Genomic DNA, 17,316 nt, shown 5'->3' on the forward strand with positions numbered 1-17,316 from the left:
AAGGCTACGGTTGCTGCGATGCAGATAGTGGAGAAGAAGGCGTGTGCGCATCGGTCGTAGCGTGTCGCGATGCGCCACCGTCCTTCAGCTTGGCGAACAGGTTCTCCACCTGGTGGCGCTGACGATAGGGCGTGCGGTCATAGGGGTAAGGTTGCCTGCGACTTTTCGATGAGGGAATGCATGGCATGATACCCTCAGCTTCAAGATCTTTCCTGAACCAGGCGCTGTCATAGCCCTTGTCGGCGATGAGAACCCTGACCCGTGGAAGGGCCTGGAACAGGATGCGCGCGCCCTTGTCGTCACTCATCTGGCCTTCGGTCAAAAGCATGACGACAGGACGCACCTCTCTCAATAACCGCTTCTGGGCAACCCGCGCTTCGCGCGCCTCTTGCCGGCCGATATCGGGGTACGGACCGAGGACGAGGGTTTCCTCCTTTCCCTCGATCTCATAACGCAGCCGCCATATTTTCCCGCCCGCAGGCGTCACCGCCAGGAACAATCCACCGCCATCAGTGAGTCTGTAGAGCCTGTCAGCCGGCTTGGCCTTACGGATTTGGGTATCTGTGAGCGGCATCAACCATCCTCCACAATGTGCCCGGTTGATGCCCGGAAATACGTGAGCTTAAATGAGCACGAACGGAACAAAGTGAGAACGATAACGGCGCGAAAATCCAGCGTTTTCAACGCTTTTGAGAAGTAATGTTTGTGTATGAGAAAGGCAGATGGCGGAGGGGATGGGGCTCAAATCCAACCTTCTCCACCCAGAAACCCAACAATTGCTACCCAACCGTGACGCCAAACAGCGCTCCCACCGCTGCTGTCGCAGCCATTGCGAGAGCGCCCCAGAGGGTGACCCTCGCGGCGCCCCTAACGACACCGGCGCCGCCGGCGGAGGCGCCCAGGCCGCCGAGAACCGCGAGGCCGACGATCGTCAATGCCGCCACGAACAGCGCGATCGACGTTTGGGGCGCCAATAGGACGACGATCAGCGGAACGACCGCCCCCACGGCGAATGTAAGAGCCGAGACCAGCGCCGCCTGGATCGGGCGTGCCGTCACGGTCTCTGAGATGCCGAGTTCGTCGCGGGCATGCGATCCGAGCGCGTCGCGTTCGGTCAGCTGGTGGGCAACCTTTTCCGCCAGGTCGCGATCCAGCCCTCGGTCTACGTAGATCCGGGTGAGCTCCTCGAGTTCCGCCTCAGGCGTTTCCGCCAGCTCGCGGGTCTCGCGGGCAAGATCGGCTTGTTCCGCATCAGTCTGGGAACTGACCGAGACGTATTCTCCTGCCGCCATGGACATCGCACCGGCCACGAGGCCAGCCAACCCCGCGATCAGGACCTCAGGCTTTCCGGATCCTGCCGCGGCGACGCCGACCACGAGGCTCGCGGTCGAGACGAGCCCATCGTTGGCGCCGAGAACGGCGGCCCGCAGCCAGCCGATGCGATGCACCATGTGGATTTCGGAATGCGAGAGGCGGCTCATGGCGTGGCTCCTTGCGTGATGTCATCCTGCGCGGAGGAGACAGCCTTTGGTTTCGGAGTGGTGGGTTCGTGGGGCGCGATGCGCAGCGCGCGGAGGGCGTTCAGGATCACTGCAACGTCGATGACCTCCTGCAGGAGCGCCCCCTGCACCGGAGTGAGATAGCCGAAAGCCGCCGCGATCATGCCCATGACCGACAGGCCGATCCCGGCGACAACGCTTTCGACAGCGATGCGGCGCGCGCCGCGCGCGATCTCGATCCCCGGCCCGAGCCGGTCGATACGGTCGACAAGCAGCACGACGTCCGCCGCCTCCGCCGATGCTGCGGCCCCGCGTGCGCCCATCGCGACACCCACATCGGCCGCAGCGAGAGCCGGCGCGTCGTTGACGCCGTCGCCCACCATCATGACCGGCCCGTGCTTGCGCTCGGAGAGAACCAGCAGCACCTTCTGGTCGGGCGTGAGCCCGGCGCGCAGCCCGTCGAGGCCAAGCCCCTCGGTCACGCGCTCAGCCACGTCCGCGCGGTCGCCGGTGGCGAGCAGGATGCGAACGATCCCCTCCCGCCGCAGCCCGTGGAGCATCACGCCCGCGCCCTCGCGCAGGGGATCGGACATGACCAGATGCCCCGCCATGTGACCGTCGACCGCCACAGCGACGAGGACCGAACCGGCGGCAATGGCGGAATGATCGCCCGGCTGGCGCCCCACGCGCGAGGCCACGAAGCCGTCGCCACCGACGATCACCTTGCGACCCTCGACATGGCCCACGACGCCTTCGCCCGGAATTTCTGCGACATCTGACGGAACGGGCAGCGTGAAGCCCCGTGCCTTTGCGGCGACGACGATGGCTTGCGCCACGGGATGCTTGGACGCCTGATCGAGCGCAGCAGCCAGACGCAGGATATCGCCCTCGGCCATGCCGTCATGGCTGTCGATCGAGACGATCTGCGGCCGACCGTCCGTCAGCGTGCCGGTCTTGTCGAGGATCAGCGTTCGGATACGCGCCATCGTCTCGAGCGGTCCCGCGCCCTTAATCAGCACCCCGAAATGCGCCGCGCGGGACAGGCCCGCGACTAGTGCGACCGGCACGGCGAGGATCAACGGACAGGGCGTGGCGACGACCAGCACGGCAACCGCTCGGATCGGATCGCCAGTGAACCACCAGGCCGCGAATGCGATGCTGACCGTGACCGCGAGAAACCCCAGTGACCAGCGGTCCGCCAGCCGAGACATCGGCGCCTTCGACGCCTGCGCCTCCTCCACCAGCCTGACGATCCCGGCATAGGTGCTGTCCTTCGCTTCGCGTATCGCCATCAGGTCGAAGGCCTCGCCTGCGTTGGTGGAGCCGCTCATGGCGTCGGCACCGAGCGCGAGTCGCACCGGAAGGGATTCGCCGGTCAGCGCCGAGGTATCGACGAAGGCCGTCTCCGAGGCCACCGTGCCGTCCACCGGCACCACGTCGCCCAGCCGGATCAGCAGGCGATCGCCGGGCGCGATGTCATCGAGCGGGACCTCCTCCAGCCCGCCATTGCGGTGCCGGGTCGCCGTTCGGGGCACGCGGGAGAGAAGGTCATGCATCTCGCGCCGGGCGCGGCCTTCGGCGAAGGCTTCGAGGAAGGTGCCGCCTGAGTACATGATCGCGACGACCGACGCGGCGAGGGTCTCGCCGAAGACGAGCGCCGCCGACATCGACAGCGCCGCGACGATATCGAGGCCCACCTCGCCGGAGCGCAGGCTGCGAAGGATCTCGACCACGAGCGCGGCGAGCGCGGGAACGACGCCGGCGATCCAGATCAGGTTCGCAGCGTTGGGTCGGCCGGAAAAGTAGAACGCAAGTCCCGCAATCAGGCCGGTCGCGGCAATGAGCAGGATAGCGGTCTTGAAGCGGTCAGTCCGTGTCGTCTCCATGCGGCCTATCTCTCCTCTGCAGGGGTAATCGCCGCTGGCTCTTCGGAAAAAAGTCGTCCGACTCCCACGCCCCTCACGCTCCCGCAATCTTCGCGCAGGAGGAACAGGGCGTCGAGCCCTTCTTTTCTTGCGAGTTCGGCTCCTTTCTCGAGACCGAGCACCATGAGCGCCGTCGCCCAGGCATCGGCCTCGGCACAGCTGCGGGCAACGACGGTGACGGAGGCCGGCGATGCGATCAGCGGCGCACCGCGCCTCGGGTCCATTGTGTGCGACAGGCGGCGTCCCTGAACCTCGACCCAGTGGCGATAATCGCCGGAGGTGGCGACGGCGGCATCCTGCAGCGCGAGGATCGAATGCGGCGTCCGGCGTTCCGCGTCCGGCGCCTCGACCGCAATACTCCAGGCCTCGCCGTCAGGCCGGAGACCCATCGCGCGCATCTCGCCATCGATCCCGACGAGGGCGTCGGCGATCCCGTGATCGCGCAGGGTTTCGACCAGACGGTCCACGCCGTAGCCCTTGGCTATGCCGTTCAGATCCAGCGCTATGGGAGCGATCTTGCAGATGCGGTCGCCTTCGAACTCCAGAGCCTGATCCGCCGGGCGGCGCGGGGCTTTCATCGCGGCGCGGATGCCCTCGGGCGCGGCCGCCTTCGGCCCGAAACCCCAAGCCGTCACTGCGTCACCCATGCCGATGTCGAACGCGCCTCCGGATATGCGCCCGATCTTTAGGCCGAGGCGCAGTACCTCGGCGAGCCGCGCGGGAAGCGCGATCCATTCGCCCACCAGCGCCGCGTTGAGCCGCATCAGGTCGCTGTCGGGCTTCCAGGTCGACATCTGTCCGTCCACTTCGTCCACGGCCGCCTGTAGCGCCGTGCGGATCGGCGCCGGGTCGAGAGCGGGCCCTGCGAAGAACAGCGCCGACCAGCGCGTGCCCATGGTCGGCCCGTTCAGGGCGATCCGCGCGCTCTCAGTAGACATCTTCGACATACCGTCCCTCCGCCTTCAGTACCGCCGGTGTCAGCCCGGTCGGTGCGAGGATCTCGGCCAGCGCATCGGCCACGCCGGCCGCCATGTCGCGCCCGCCGCACACCATCACGCGCGCGCCGTTGCGGATGAGCTCTGCGACCTGAGTGGCCTCGCACCGCAGCGCGTCCTGCACGTAGTGGGGACGCGCCCCGCGTGAGACTGACGTGACAAGGCGGCTCAAACGCCCCTCGTCCTGCCATGTCGCCAGCTCCTCGCCGTAGAAGAAGTCGCTGTCGGGATGGCGCATGCCGAAGAACAGGTGGACGGGCCTACGGCGTGCGTTGCCGCGGACAATGCCCGCGAGCGGCCCGACGCCGGTCCCTGCGCCGATCAGGATCAGCGGCGCACGGCTCCGGCCCGGACGGAAACCGGGGTTGGGGCGCAGGAAAGCGCTCACCGTCTCGCCCGGCTCCAGCGCCGTGAGCTGGCCCGAGCAGAGGCCGCCTGGGTGCCTCTTGACCACGATTTCGATGAAGCCGTCGCGGCGCCCAGAGGCGAGCGAATAGAGCCGCGGGACGGACCCGCCTTCGGGCAGAATGCCGATCAGGTCTCCCGCTTGGAACCGTGCGAACCCGCCCCCGAGCAGCCGTTGCCAGAGCGAGACGCGGGGAAGCGCGAAGCGGAGGATCGCCGTCGGGGCCTGCACCTCGGCGCCGTAGTCGCGGCGCGAGACAAGGGTCAGCGTCTCGCTGGTGGGCAGGACGGGCTGGTGCGACAATTCCAGTGCAATGCCGAGCACGTCTCCAAGCGCACGACCCCAGCGGGCGAAATCCTGCGGCGATTGCCGGTCGATGGTGTCGAGAGCCAGCAGTTCGGGCCAGCCCTTCGCCTGCGCCGCTGCCGCGACGTCCCTGGCGAAGGCGCAATAGGCCGGAAAGCTCCGGTCGCCGAAGCCGAGTACCGCGAGAGGGATGTTCGGCGCGCGGTCGGAAGCGTTCAGCCGGTCGAGAAAGCCTTTCGCCGACGCGGACGCCGCCCCGTCGCCATAGGTCGCGGCGAGCAGGATGATCCGCTGGGCGCTAGTGTAGCGCTCCGGCGTGAAGGCCGACATCGGGCCGACATGGACGCTCTGCCCGGCTTCTGTCAGTGCGGCCTGCAAGGTCGCGGCGAAGCCCCAGGTGCTGCCGCCCTCGCTGCCGACGAGCAGGATCGTCTCGGCGCGACCGGCGGGCTGATTGCCCCGGATGCGCGGCCGACCGCGTCGCCCGGCGAGCCAGACCAGGACGCCGGTCGCGCCCATCGCGGGCACGCCGAGCGCCATGAGCCCGAGCACGAGGCCGAGCGTCGCCGCGCCCTGTCCGGTGTGCAGCATGTAGATCGTTTCCGAGACGCGTTCCCACCCCGTGAGGTCGGCCCAGGCCAGCAACGCCCCGTCGCCCTGATCGAGGTATCCGGTTCCCCGGTCCGTCTTGAGCGTGAACACGTCCGTCGCATCGCCGGGATAGGGAAAGCTCAGCTCGCGCAGTTCGGCGACGGGCGTCTGCTGCAGCGTGGGCATCCGGTCCAGCGCGAACCCCGTCTCTCCACTGACTTCGGTCGGGGCGGCCGCTATGGCGCCTCCATCCGGCAGGAGATCGAAGGTAGACGCAGTCATCCAGAGGGCGGTCGTGGAGGACAGAACAAGGCCGACGACGGCGATCCGGGCGATCTCGACGTGCAGCCTGCCCGCGAGCGGACCACGCAAGCGCGCGAACCAGTGCCGCCAGCCGCCCGCCCGCCGCACGACAAGCGCGGCGCCGGAGAGCGAGAGGACGAGCATGGCGGCAGCCCCTGCAGCCATTGCGATGCGGCCGCCATCCCCGAGGAACAGCGACCGGTGCAGGTTGGTGAGCCAGCGTTCGGCCTGGTTCGGGTCGGCCGAGGCCACGCCTTCACCCGTCGCCGGGTCGATCACGGCGGCGCCCGGCGCGCCCTGATCGAACCAGTAGGCGGTGATCCGGCCCGAGGGCGCGCGCCGGATCTGCTCGACGCCCGGATAGACGGCCTGGATGCGGTCCGCGAGAGCGGCGACGGTCAGTCCGGCTTCCGCCTGCGGCGCGGCGATGCGCTCGGCCGCAGGGAAGACCGACAGAGCCGCGCCGCTCAGGCTCAGGATGGTGACGAGCGCGAGGGCCAGAAGACCCGGCCAGCGATGGAGTGCACGGATCATGGCCCCGCTCCTCACATGTCGTAGGCGAAGCTGGCGATGTACCGGCGCCCGGTCACCGGCGTGCCCGCGCCATCGGTCGTGAGCGGGACGGCCACCTCGTTCGGGCTGTCGCGCATGTCCTCGACGGCCGCGTCGATGTGGAGCGTGTAGCCCGCGTCGAACAGCGCGTCGGCGAGGTCGAGCGTGATCTCGAGCGTGCGGCCCGCGCCGACGCTGGCGCCGGTGATGCCGTTTACCTGCGCGGTGTCGCCGCCGGTGGCGCGGTACCAGTCGCTCAGGTGCTCGTAGTACTTGGATTTGCCGCCGGCCATCCACAAGCTGCCGACATAGGCGCCGGAGGTGTCGGTGACGTAGAGCGCGAGATAGGCCCCGTCGCCGCCGTAATTGTTGAGGGTCGTGGTCAGGGTCACCGGCCGCGCCATGGCGAGGCCAGGAAGCGTCAGCGCCGTGGTCAGCGCGAGCGTTGCGAGAAGCGATTTCATCGTGATGATCCTAGTTCGGAGGGGGCTTCGGAGCGGTTCAGTTCACCTGAACCTGCGGAGGTGCGCCGTTCCCGAAGAGACCGTTCTGCGGCGGGGCGACCGTGCCGGCGGGCGCGGGATTGCGAGCGGCACCGCTGCAATCGTCGTCGTCGTCATCGTCGTCGCAGTCGTCGTCATCGTCATCGTCGTGGCCGCGACGCGAGCCGTCCCGCCAGCGGTCGTCGTCGTCGTCATCGTCGCTTGCGAGAACGAGCGGCATGGCTTGCGATGAGTCATCGAAGAGCGCGGCAATGGGCCGAAGGACGCTATCGGCCGGGGCTTGCATCGCACTCCAGGCGGGGACGCCGATTGCGGCGGTCAGCGCCGTGGACGCGACCAGAAGTGTCAGGGTCTTTTTCATGGCAGGGTCTCCTTTCGTCTGCTGAGGACAATCTGGAGACGCGACCTGAGGGCTTCCTGACGCGGCAGCGATTCCCGCTTCAGCTTGCCGTCAGGAAGAGAGCGGCTTCGGACGGAAAAAGGCCCCGCCCGTGAGAGCGAGGCCAGGCGGGGCCGAAGGGACCGTCGGCCTTGAGTATGGGTGCCGTTAGGCGATGTCGCCGGGACCGGGTCCGCGCTTGTCGCCCGTCACCATGGCGCGCGCCAGGTTCTCGTGGTGCCGGAAGGAGGCCAGCACGACGCCGCCCACATGCAGCGCGGCCAGCAGCAGCATCAGGTTGGCAAGCGTCTCATGGACCTCCTTCAGCGGTCCCTCGACCTCGCCCCGCGCGCCATACTCCCGCTCGTCGCCGTCGTCGTCGGCCCAGGCGGGCGCCACGATGGCGGGCATGGACGGAAGCATCGCCAGACGGGCTTCGTCCTCCATGAGCCAGCCGGTGAAAGCCGTCCCCGACAGCGTGACCAGCAGCGCCACGACCATCGCCGCGCCCGCCGGGTTGTGGCCGAGGTAGCGCCGCTCGCGTCCGCGGGTCATGTCCCCGAGATAGGCCAGCGTTTCGCCGGGGCCTTTCAGGAACTGGGCGAAGCGCGCGTAGCGACTGCCGACGAGGCCCCAGACCAGCCGGAAGGCGACAAGTCCGGCGACGGTGTAGCCTGCGAACTCGTGGACAGGTTGCAGCTCGTCCGCAGTCAGCCATGCGGTCGCGAAGGCCGCGACCAGACCCCAATGGAAGACCCGGACCAGCGGATCCCAGACACGGACCTTGCTGCTCGGCCCCGTGCTCATCTCTGGCGCTTGGTGTGAGATTGCGTCAGTCATCGTCGCCTCCTTCGCGATCCCGGCGGGGGCGATCGTCGTCGTCCTCGTCCTCGTATTCGAACTCGATCACCTGGAGCGTCGCCGGATGAACGGTCACCTCGATCCGGCGCCCCTCGGCGTCGCGGCCGTCGATCTCGTAGCAGCCGTCGTCGATCTTGATCCGGCGCACCGTCCAGCCGTTTTCCTCGGCCAATCGGGCGACGGCGTCGCGCGGCTGCCAGTCGGCCATCGGCACGAAGCAGTCGTCGTCCGCCAGCGCGACTCCGGCCGGGAAGACCGCGAGAAAGCCGAGAATTGTCAATGTCTTCTTCATGGGCCAAACTCCTCGATGCGGCCATCTTGACGAAATTCATGCGCGGCGAAGCTGACGGCAGCCTGAAGGGACGCGACCACCCGCTTCAGCTTCGTGTCAGCCAGACGGATCATAGAGGGTCATCGGAAGAGGACGGGGACGAAGATGCGCATCCTGCTGATCGAGGACGACACGGTGCTTGGCGCGGCGGTGCGCGACCAGATCGCGGCCGATGGGCAGTCGGTCGATTGGGTGATGCGCCTCGATGCGGCCGGCGACGCTGTGAAATCCGCGTCCTATGACCTGATCCTGCTCGACCTGATGCTGCCGGACGGTCGCGGGATCGGCTTCCTGAAGAGCCTGCGCGCGCGCGGAGACGTGACCCCGGTCATCATCCTGACCGCACTCGACCAGGTGTCGGATCGGATCGAGGGGCTGAACGCGGGCGCCGACGACTATCTCGTGAAGCCCTTCGATCTCGCTGAGTTGTCCGCGCGGATCGGGTCTGTCGCTCGACGCTACAGCGGAAACCCTAATCCGATCGTCATCCACGGGCCGCTGGAAATCGATCTCGCCGCCCGCAGCGTTCATCGCGAGGGCAAGCCGGTGCAATTGACTGCAAGGGAATGGGCGCTGTTCGAAGCCTTCCTCGCACGTCCCGGTCAGCTGCTGTCCAAGGCACAGCTGGAGGAGAAGCTCTACCCCTTCGACGCCGACGTGGAGAGCAACACCATCGAGGTCCATGTAAGCCGCCTGCGCAAGAAGCTGGGGACGTCGGTCATCGAGACCGAGCGCGGCATGGGCTACAGGTTGGGCCGTGCATGAGATGGCCCGCGAGCCTTCAGGGCCGACTCGGCCTGTCGCTCGGCCTGGCGCTGACGGTGCTGTGGCTGCTCGCTGCGACGGTGACGGCCGTGATCGTCCGGGGCGAGCTGGACGAGGTCTTTGACAGCGCCCTGCAGGAGACTGCGGAACGCATCCTCCCGCTGGCGGTGACCGATATCGTGGGCCGCGAAGATCAGGGGATCACGCAGCGGCTCGCGCCGATCCGGGAGCATGACGAGTTCTTCACTTACCTCGTGCGGGATGCCGAGGGGCGCATTCTGCTGCAATCCCACGCGGCCGACGCGGCGGTATTCCCGCCTTGGGACGGACCCGGGTTTCGGCAAACCGCCACCCACCGGTTCTACAGCGACGCGGCGGTTCAGGACACGATCCGGATCACCGTGGCCGAGCCGCTGGCCCACCGCGCGTCGGTCGCGCGTGAGATCCAGATGGGCCTTGGCCTGCCGCTGCTCATCGTGCTGCCAATCGCGCTGGCGGCGATCATTCTTGCCGTTCGCTTCAGCCTCGATCCGCTGCGCCGGTTCCGTGCTCGGCTGGAGGCGCGCGGCGCCCGCGACCTGTCGGAGGTTCCCGCGAGCGATCTGCCGACGGAGATTGGTCCGCTGGCCGCGACACTCAACGGCCTTCTGGCCCGGCTGCGCGATGCGTTCGAGGCCGAGCGCAGCTTTGCCGCGAACGCGGCACACGAGTTGAGAACGCCGTTGGCCGGCGCAATCGCCCAGGCGCAGCGGCTGAAAACGGAGACGCACGAGCCGGCGACCGAAGCTCGTGCCACTGAGATCGAGGCGACACTCAAACGTCTGACCCGACTCTCCGAACGTCTCATGCAGCTCGCGCGGGCGGAAGGCGGGAGGCTGCGGATGGACCGGAGCGCAGACCTGAGGGCGGTCGCACGCGTCGTGGTAGACGATATCGGACGCGCGGGCGCTTCTGGTCGCATCGTCCTGAACCTTCCCGACGCAGCCGTCATGTCGGACCTTGAGCCCGACGCCTTCGCCATCTTGTGCCGAAACCTTGTGGAAAACGCTCTCCGTCACGGAGCGGAAAATTTGGCAGTCGAGGTGACGCTGACGGCGGACGGCCACCTCGTTGTCGCGAACGATGGTCCCGTGGTGCCGCGCGAGATGCTCGACCGCCTGACGGCACGCTTCGAACGGGCGAACGCAAGCACCGATGGCAGCGGACTTGGCCTTGCCATCGTCGCGGCCATCACGAACCGGATCGGAAGCTCGCTCGTTCTGAAATCGCCGCGACCTGGTGGATCTTCCGGCTTCGAGGCATCACTCATTTTGCCGACCGATAGCCCCGGGTTCGGCGCCGGGCGCGACGCGTAATCCGCGACAAGTGCCGGAGGATCAGCGCACCCGCGCCTGTTCCCGCATCACCGCGTAGTCGCTCATCATCTCCGCGATCGCCGAGCCCTCTGGCAGGAGCTCCAGCTCCTCTGCCGCGCGCGCCTGGAACTCCCTGCTGTACTCGACGACCGGCGGACACGCCCCTGGCCCGCTACCGTCAGAACCGACCGTCGCGCAGCCGCTCAGCCAGATCGTCGCGAGAACGAGGACGGCGAGCCGCCGCTTCCAGCATCCGTCTTTGGGCGTCATAGGTTTTCTCCATGGTCTCGAGCCGCTCGGTGAGTCGGCCGGCGCGCTCGCCGGAGCGGCGCAGGGAAAGCAGGAACAGAAAGATCGCCAGCGCGATGGCGCCGTAGCGCAGCGCCGCCCGCACCCACGGGCTGGCCGCGATCCCGGTGAGGAGCCCGCCGATCACCGCCGCCCCTGCTTCCAGTCATCGAGCCGAGCGTAGATGGTGACCGCGATCCCGATGAGAGCCACGGCGATTAACACCCAACGGAGCGTGTCGAGATACGGCACGAGTGGCAGGATAGCGGTCTGAGTCTCCGCCAGGACGCTCTGCGCCACCTCGACCCCGGCTGCGCCCAGCGTGGCCACACCGGCAGCTCCGCCACCTTTCATGGTGCGGCTCTCGGCCAGCGCCTCGCGCGCGGGCGGCGTCTCCGCCGCGAAGGCAGTCGCCCGGACCGGGAACCGCTCGCCCCACTGACGCGCGGGCCCGAGATCGACATGGATGAACCCCGAGCGCGGGTAGAAGCCGAAGCCGAGGAACCCGACCTCCCGCGCCGCCGCCTCGAAGGCCACCGGGTCGTGGTTCGCCATGGCAATGTCGAAGGCGGCGCCGTCGAGGTGCTTGGAGCGGGTCGCGCCGCCGACGGTGCGGTTGTGCTCGGGGCTTCGATAGGCGGAGCGGACGATCAGCGGCTTTCCCAGCCGGTCGCGCAGCGCCTGCAGCCTGTCGAGCGCGGGTTCGTTGAGCAGCAGCTTGCCGGTGCCCCGACATGCGATCTCGGCGGGGGAGAAGTTGGGCCAGCGCCAGGCGCTTTCCCGCACGTCTCGCCAATGGCGGTGGAAGGTCGTGGTCATGGGGTCCTCCAAAACAAAAAACCTGCCTCAAGGGCGGGTGCGGTTGGACTGATGAATGGTGATGGAGCGCGGCTACGGGCTGCCGCCGAAGATCTTCAGCTTGATCGCGATGCCCGCGAGCAGCGCCAGCATGACGCCGGTGGTGATCATGCGGACGGCGGTCTGCATCGCGGTGCGGCGCACGAGCCGGATGCAGTCGACAAGCGAGCGCAGATCGCGGATGTCGAGTGCGGCCTCGTCGCCGTCGAGCCCGACATCGGCGAGCGCGCGCTTGGCGCCTTCCTCGGCCGCCCGGGTCAGGATCGCCTCGAACTCGGCATCGGGCATGCGCACGAAGCCCTCGGATCGGGGTGGGTTCATCGGATCCTCCTTCCGCCGCTCAGCCGACCTTGCAGCCCCAGAAGGACGTGTGGTCGGCGGCGAAGTAGCCGTCCGCGACCCGGAAATATCCCTGCAGCTCCACGGTATCGCCCGCGGTGAGCGGCACCATGGTCTGAAGCCAGATCGCGGTGGCGAGCGAGACATGGGTGGCGGAGATTTCGCCGAGGGAGCCGCGGATTTCCGTCGTGCCGTTCAGCACGAGCCGCCCGCGCATCCTCGCCGTAGCGCTGGCGTTGATCTTGTAGAGCAGCGTCGCGCCGAAGAGGTAGGTGCCGGCGACCGGGGCGACGAAGCGGTTGTTGGCGGCATCAAACGCCCCTTGATCGTTGGTGTCGGTGTTGTTGAGGCCGATCTTCGTCCAGGTCCCCACGCCCACGTAGTTGTCGTAGTTCGTCCAGGCCTTGAACCGCGGCAGCCGGGGCTGGTCGACGATGCCGGTGGCGTTGTCGACGCTCAGCCCGTCGAAGAAGGTGCTGCCGTCGGCGGAGACCGCGAGGCGGAACCTGTCCGACCCGAAGAGGCCGACGAGGGCCTTGGTCACGAAGCCGGTCTGCAGCGTCAGGCCGAGATCGTCGCCCGACGCCTCCTTGTTCATCGTGTAGAACAGATCGCCGGTCCCACCCTCGGCCACGGTCTTCGCCGTCCAGAGCGCGGCGTTCAGCTTGGCCGAGAACGGGTTCGACGCATCCGCCGTGGTTCCAAGTCCGAGCAGCGCCATGTTCTGCAGCGCGACTGGTGTGGTCCCGATCCAGCCCGCGCCATTGTAGACGAGCAGCAGGCCCTCGTCCTCGACCCACGCGCGCCAGCCAACGCGCGGCGGAAGTCGCAGCCAGGCGCCGTCGGTCCAGAGCGCGACGTTTAGGTCCCAGCCCGCCCAGTCGCCCGTCGCGCCCGAGCCGACGATGTATCGGTCGCCGTCGGCGGGGCTCGCAGGGGGTGCTGCCAGGCCCCGATCGATAACAGAGAGCTGCACGAGCCCGTCGAGGATCCGCAGCGCCTCGTTGTGGGTGACGTGCTTCTGGGCCTGCGCCGCCAGGATGTAGGGCAGCAGGAGATGGGTCGTGGCGTCGGACATGGGATGGCCTTCAGAGTATCAGCGTGAGGGTCTTGGGCGCGCCCCGCCCCACGAGGGCGGAGAGCTGGAAGATGCGGATGTCGAGCGTGTCGCCGGGGCCGAGCGGCGCGCCCCAGTCGGCGGTCTGCTGGGCGGTGGTGTAGACCGCGCTGGTCGTGGTCGTGCTCAGCACCCGCTTCACGGCAGCGCCGTCGAGGATCTCCACCTCGTAGGCTTCCAGTTCCTCGGTGAGAGGCACCTCAAGCCCGCCCCAGCTGTCGGCCGCGAGGGCTCGGGACCGGCGTGTCCAGCGGATCGTCAGGTCGCCGGGCGCACGCGGCATGCGCCACGGCTGTTCGACATGGACGACAGAAAACGGCCGCAGCCCGACGCCCTCGGGCGCGAAGGTCTGCGCCACATAGGTCTCGTCGCTGACCGGGCGGCTTGCGGGACCGATGCGCCAGTTCCACGGAAGCCCGAGATCGGCCTCGGCAATCGGCAATGACGCCAGCGCGGTATCCAGCACGACGACCCGCGCACCTGCCGGAGCCGGGGTGCCCATGGCGCCCTCGGTGCCGCGCTGGCCGCGCAGGAGCCGGGTCAAGCGATACCGGCCGGGCGCGAGCAGGTCCGCCGCGCCTGCCTGCACGATCTCCCACTGGCCAGTGGCACTTTCCACTGCCAGCGCGTTGGCGCCGCCGAACAGCGTCAGGTCGGTCACGCTCTCCAGCGTTCCGGTCAGCAGATCGACCACCAGCGCATTGCCGAGGTCGAAGCGCGACGTCGGCCCCGCGTAAAAGTCCGAGACCAGAGCCCCGATCCGGGCGCGGCTGCCGAACGTGGTCAGCAGCTCAAAGCCATCGGTCGAGGGGCTGCGGAACACCGCCATCTCACCCGGCCAGGGAACCGCGTGCGCGGCGACCAGCGGCCGATGCGCGGGCTGGTCCTCGGTCAGCTGCGGCAGGTCCATCAGCACCGCGTCTGGCGCGCCGAACACCACGGCCCGCGTCAGCGAGGCCGCGCGGGGATCGCCGGGCGGCAGGTCGTAGGTCGCCCGGTCCTGGCACACCGCCTCGATCCCGCGCGCCTCGGCGTCGGCGATGGAGACGAGCCGCAGATCGACCAGCCGCCCGTCATGCGCCAGCCGGATCGCATCGGTCGGATCGAGCGCCAAGCGCGACGGCGGCAGACGGAACGCCGCCGTCTCGCGGCCGACCCACGCCTCCATCAGCGCGCGGCGGCAACGCCGCTCGGCTTCCTCGGGCGGCACCGCCATCGGGAAGCTCTCCGAGGCGATCCGGGTCGTGTCGACCGTGATCCGCCGCGCCTCGACGAGGGCCGCGTCGTAATCCTCGTCGGCGCGGGCGACCTGCCACTTCAGCGCCTGCGGCAGCTCCGTCTCCTGGCCGCGTGTCAGTTCCAGCACGTCGCCCTCGCGCGCGGCGACCAGATCGTCGGGCTCCAGGGTGGCGACGGAGGCCCGGCCGCGCATGATGAAGCGGATCACGCCCTCGGTCTCGACGGCATCGAAGCCGAAGTGGCGCGCCAGCGTGGTGATCGAGGCCCGAGGGCTTTCCAGCGCGCCAATGGCATAGCCCTCGACCGCGCCCCAGAGGCCGGTGACGTCGATGCGATCCTCGGGCAGACCGGCGCGCAGGCAGAGGTGCCGCACGAGGGCCGCCAGCGACACCGCGCCAAGGCGGCCGGTCAGCCAGTGGCCGAGCCGCCAGTTTGGTCCATCGGTCCAGACATCGGTCAGTTCAGGGAAGAACGGATACGGCCGCGCGTCCCAAGTCCAGGCCGCGCATTCCGGCACATGGACCATCCGGTCGCCATAGACCGAGGATACCGGGTTGTTCGCCGCGTCGTCCCACCAGAGATAGGTCGCCTCGAGATAGGCGCGCTGGATGGCGTCATCGCGCCAGCCCCGCGAGAAATGCGGCGTGAAGCTCTCGGACGACTTCGGGTCGAAGAAGACGTTCGGCTGGTTTGTCCCCCGGTCGATGGCGGGGCAGCCCAGTTCGGTGAACCAGATCGGCTTCGACTGCGGCGCCCACGCCGTCGGCGTCCCGCTCTCCACCCCGCCCGGGCGGTCGTAATGCGCGTTCGACCACCAGGCCCGCAGATCCTTGTAGCGGAAGACCCACGGCTTGCCGGCAGCGCCATCGGTGATCGGGGTCCGCACCTGCGCGGATCGGTCGGCCGCGCTGGCGTAGAACCAGTCGTAGCCTTCGCCGCCCGCGATGTTCGCCTGCAGGTAGGCCCGGTCGTAGATCGCGGGCCAGCCGTCCTGCGCGTCGAGATGCTCGAACCCGTCGCGCCAGTCGGAAAGCGGCATGTAATTGTCGATGCCGATGAAATCGATCTGCGGGTCGGCCCAGAGTGGGTCGAGGTGGAAGTAGACGTCGCCCGATCCGTCGCCCGGCTGGTGCCCGAAGTATTCCGACCAGTCAGCGGCGTATCCGATCTTGGTCCCAGACCCGAGAATTGAGCGCACATCGCCGAGGAGGTCCCGAAAGGCCTGCACCGCCGGATAGCTGCTGGCGCCCGAGCGGATCGTCGTCAGCCCCGGCATCTCGGTGCCGATCAGGAACGCATCTACCCCGCCCGCCGCCGCGCAGAGATGGGCGTAGTGCAGCACCAGGCGACGCAGGCCCCAGTCGCTGGGCGATCCGACCCAGCGAACGCTGTCGCCGGAGACCAGGAAATCGGACGGGCTGGCGTTGCCGAAGAAATCAGCCACCTGCGTTGCGGCAACAGCTGATTTGTCCACGCTCCCGGCATAACCCGCCGACGGCGAACAGGTGATCCTCCCACGCCATGGAAACACGGGCTGACCCGCCTCGGCGGCGTTGTCGGAATAGGGGTTCGGCAGCGTGTTGCCGGGCGGCACGTCCATCAGGATGAAGGGATAGAAGGTGACGCGCAGCCCGCGGGCCTTCATCTCCTGGATCGCCTGAACCACCGCGAAATCGGACGGCGTGCCGCCATAGACCGGGCGGTCCTGGTCGTCGCGGCTGACGAGGAATGCATTGGCCCGGGTCACGCCGTTGACCGACCAGCTGGCGGGCGTCGTCGATTTGGCCGATACCTCAACACCAGGCCGCACCTTGCAGGATCCCGCACGCAGATCGTCGCCGAACCAGGCCACGACGAGGCTGACGCTCTCGACCGCCGGGGCCATCGCCTGCAGCCGGTCGAGCGCTTCGACCATGTCGGTGGAGTCGGCCAGCGCATTCAGGTTCTCGGGCACCGTCGCGCCGCCATCGGTCTTGCGGATCGCCTGCGTCGCATAGGTGAACTCGCCCGAGGCCGGGATCATCGTCACCGCCTTGACCAACCCTTCGGCGGTATCGGGATCCGCGAGCGGCCGGAAGACCTCGAAGCTGAGCTGCGGCAGGCGGTTGCCATAGACGGAAAGCGCCAGTTCCTCGAAGACGACATAGGCGGTGCCGCGATAGGCGGGCGTGTTGGCGGCCCCCATCTTCGCCGAGATGAACGGGTCGGCGGTCTGGGTCTCGTTTCCGGGATACCAGCGCCAGGTGATCCCCGTCATGTCGAGCGGCTTGCCGTCGGCCCAGATGCGGCCGATGCCGGTGATCGGCCCCTCACAAAGCGCCACAGCGAAGCTGGCGTAGTACAGATACTCGGTGGTCTGGACCCGGCCACCGCCACCGCCCTTGCCGCCGCCTTGGGTGGTGGTCTTCGTCTCCTCGCGGAAGTCTGTCGCCCAGATGATGTTGCCGCCGATGCGCATGCGGCCGTAAAGACGCGGGATGATCGCCCCCTCGGTCGCGGACGTGATGCGCAGACTGTCGAGGCGCTGGCCCTCGATCTTCTGCGCGGGCGCCAGCGAGGAGACGATCCAGCTGTCGACCACCGAACCGATGCTGGAGCCGATGAAGCCGCCGATGGTCGCGGCGCTGACGCCGAGGATCGCGCCGCCGATGGAACCTCCAATGGCGGCGCCGGCCGCGCCGAGAACGAGGGTGGCCATGGGTGG

16 protein-coding genes are annotated in these 17,316 nt (G+C 68.3%); 2 read left to right on the forward strand and 14 right to left on the reverse strand.

Annotated elements, in window-relative coordinates:
- Positions 1-4: 4 nt before the first annotated feature.
- The 9 genes from ACT6QH_RS12110 to ACT6QH_RS12150 form a co-directional block, all read right to left on the reverse strand.
- The gene (locus ACT6QH_RS12110; RefSeq protein ID WP_444975075.1) at positions 5-574 is read right to left on the reverse strand and encodes an Arm DNA-binding domain-containing protein; all 570 of its coding nucleotides are present in this window, start codon (positions 572-574) and stop codon (positions 5-7) included.
- A 205-nt stretch (positions 575-779) separates the two neighbouring features.
- A complete protein-coding gene (locus ACT6QH_RS12115) occupies positions 780-1,481 on the reverse strand; it encodes a VIT1/CCC1 transporter family protein (RefSeq protein ID WP_152367695.1) in 702 nt (233 codons plus the stop codon).
- Positions 1,478-3,385, reverse strand: coding sequence for a heavy metal translocating P-type ATPase (locus ACT6QH_RS12120; protein WP_152367696.1), 1,908 nt, complete (start codon positions 3,383-3,385; stop codon positions 1,478-1,480). Before ACT6QH_RS12120 ends, ACT6QH_RS12115 begins: the two co-directional genes overlap by 4 nt.
- Positions 3,386-3,390: 5 nt before the next feature.
- The gene (locus tag ACT6QH_RS12125; RefSeq protein ID WP_152367697.1) at positions 3,391-4,371 is read right to left on the reverse strand and encodes an FAD:protein FMN transferase; all 981 of its coding nucleotides are present in this window, start codon (positions 4,369-4,371) and stop codon (positions 3,391-3,393) included.
- Entirely contained in the window at positions 4,352-6,559 is a 2,208-nt protein-coding gene (locus ACT6QH_RS12130) for a PepSY domain-containing protein (protein ID WP_444975076.1), read from the reverse strand. The genes ACT6QH_RS12125 and ACT6QH_RS12130 overlap by 20 nt, the downstream gene beginning before the upstream one ends.
- Before the next feature lie 11 nt (positions 6,560-6,570).
- Positions 6,571-7,041 (reverse strand): DUF2271 domain-containing protein, encoded by a 471-nt coding sequence (locus ACT6QH_RS12135; protein ID WP_152367699.1) that lies wholly within the window; start codon positions 7,039-7,041, stop codon positions 6,571-6,573.
- Between the two features lie 37 nt (positions 7,042-7,078).
- Positions 7,079-7,441 carry a hypothetical protein gene (locus ACT6QH_RS12140; protein WP_444975077.1) on the reverse strand — a complete coding sequence of 121 codons (363 nt, stop codon included), beginning with the start codon at positions 7,439-7,441 and terminating at the stop codon, positions 7,079-7,081.
- Positions 7,442-7,627: 186 nt separating this feature from the next.
- Complete coding sequence (locus ACT6QH_RS12145) at positions 7,628-8,299, reverse strand: cytochrome b/b6 domain-containing protein (RefSeq protein WP_152367700.1); 672 nt, start codon at positions 8,297-8,299, stop codon at positions 7,628-7,630.
- Positions 8,292-8,612 carry a PepSY domain-containing protein gene (locus ACT6QH_RS12150; RefSeq protein ID WP_349361208.1) on the reverse strand — a complete coding sequence of 107 codons (321 nt, stop codon included), beginning with the start codon at positions 8,610-8,612 and terminating at the stop codon, positions 8,292-8,294. The genes ACT6QH_RS12145 and ACT6QH_RS12150 overlap by 8 nt, the downstream gene beginning before the upstream one ends.
- Before the next feature lie 144 nt (positions 8,613-8,756).
- Here ACT6QH_RS12150 and ACT6QH_RS12155 point away from each other — a divergent pair, with 144 nt between their 5' ends.
- Both ACT6QH_RS12155 and ACT6QH_RS12160 read left to right on the forward strand, forming a co-directional pair.
- Positions 8,757-9,416, forward strand: coding sequence for a response regulator transcription factor (locus tag ACT6QH_RS12155; protein WP_444975078.1), 660 nt, complete (start codon positions 8,757-8,759; stop codon positions 9,414-9,416).
- Complete coding sequence (locus ACT6QH_RS12160) at positions 9,413-10,771, forward strand: ATP-binding protein (protein WP_444975079.1); 1,359 nt, start codon at positions 9,413-9,415, stop codon at positions 10,769-10,771. The genes ACT6QH_RS12155 and ACT6QH_RS12160 overlap by 4 nt, the downstream gene beginning before the upstream one ends.
- Before the next feature lie 178 nt (positions 10,772-10,949).
- On the opposite strand, the gene ACT6QH_RS12165 is transcribed toward ACT6QH_RS12160, so the two are convergent.
- The 5 genes from ACT6QH_RS12165 to ACT6QH_RS12185 form a co-directional block, all read right to left on the reverse strand.
- Complete coding sequence (locus tag ACT6QH_RS12165; RefSeq protein ID WP_444975080.1) at positions 10,950-11,207, reverse strand: hypothetical protein; 258 nt, start codon at positions 11,205-11,207, stop codon at positions 10,950-10,952.
- Complete coding sequence (locus ACT6QH_RS12170; protein WP_444975081.1) at positions 11,204-11,878, reverse strand: YcbK family protein; 675 nt, start codon at positions 11,876-11,878, stop codon at positions 11,204-11,206. The genes ACT6QH_RS12165 and ACT6QH_RS12170 overlap by 4 nt, the downstream gene beginning before the upstream one ends.
- Positions 11,879-11,950: 72 nt before the next feature.
- On the reverse strand, positions 11,951-12,238 hold the full coding sequence (locus ACT6QH_RS12175) for a DUF6127 family protein (RefSeq protein WP_036708271.1): 288 nt from the start codon (positions 12,236-12,238) through the stop codon (positions 11,951-11,953).
- 19 nt (positions 12,239-12,257) lie between these two features.
- A complete protein-coding gene (locus ACT6QH_RS12180) occupies positions 12,258-13,334 on the reverse strand; it encodes a DUF2793 domain-containing protein (RefSeq protein WP_444975082.1) in 1,077 nt (358 codons plus the stop codon).
- A 10-nt stretch (positions 13,335-13,344) separates the two neighbouring features.
- Positions 13,345-17,310 carry a baseplate multidomain protein megatron gene (locus ACT6QH_RS12185; RefSeq protein WP_444975083.1) on the reverse strand — a complete coding sequence of 1,322 codons (3,966 nt, stop codon included), beginning with the start codon at positions 17,308-17,310 and terminating at the stop codon, positions 13,345-13,347.
- Positions 17,311-17,316 lie beyond the last annotated feature (6 nt).

This window comes from Haloleucobacter albus (assembly GCF_052492075.1).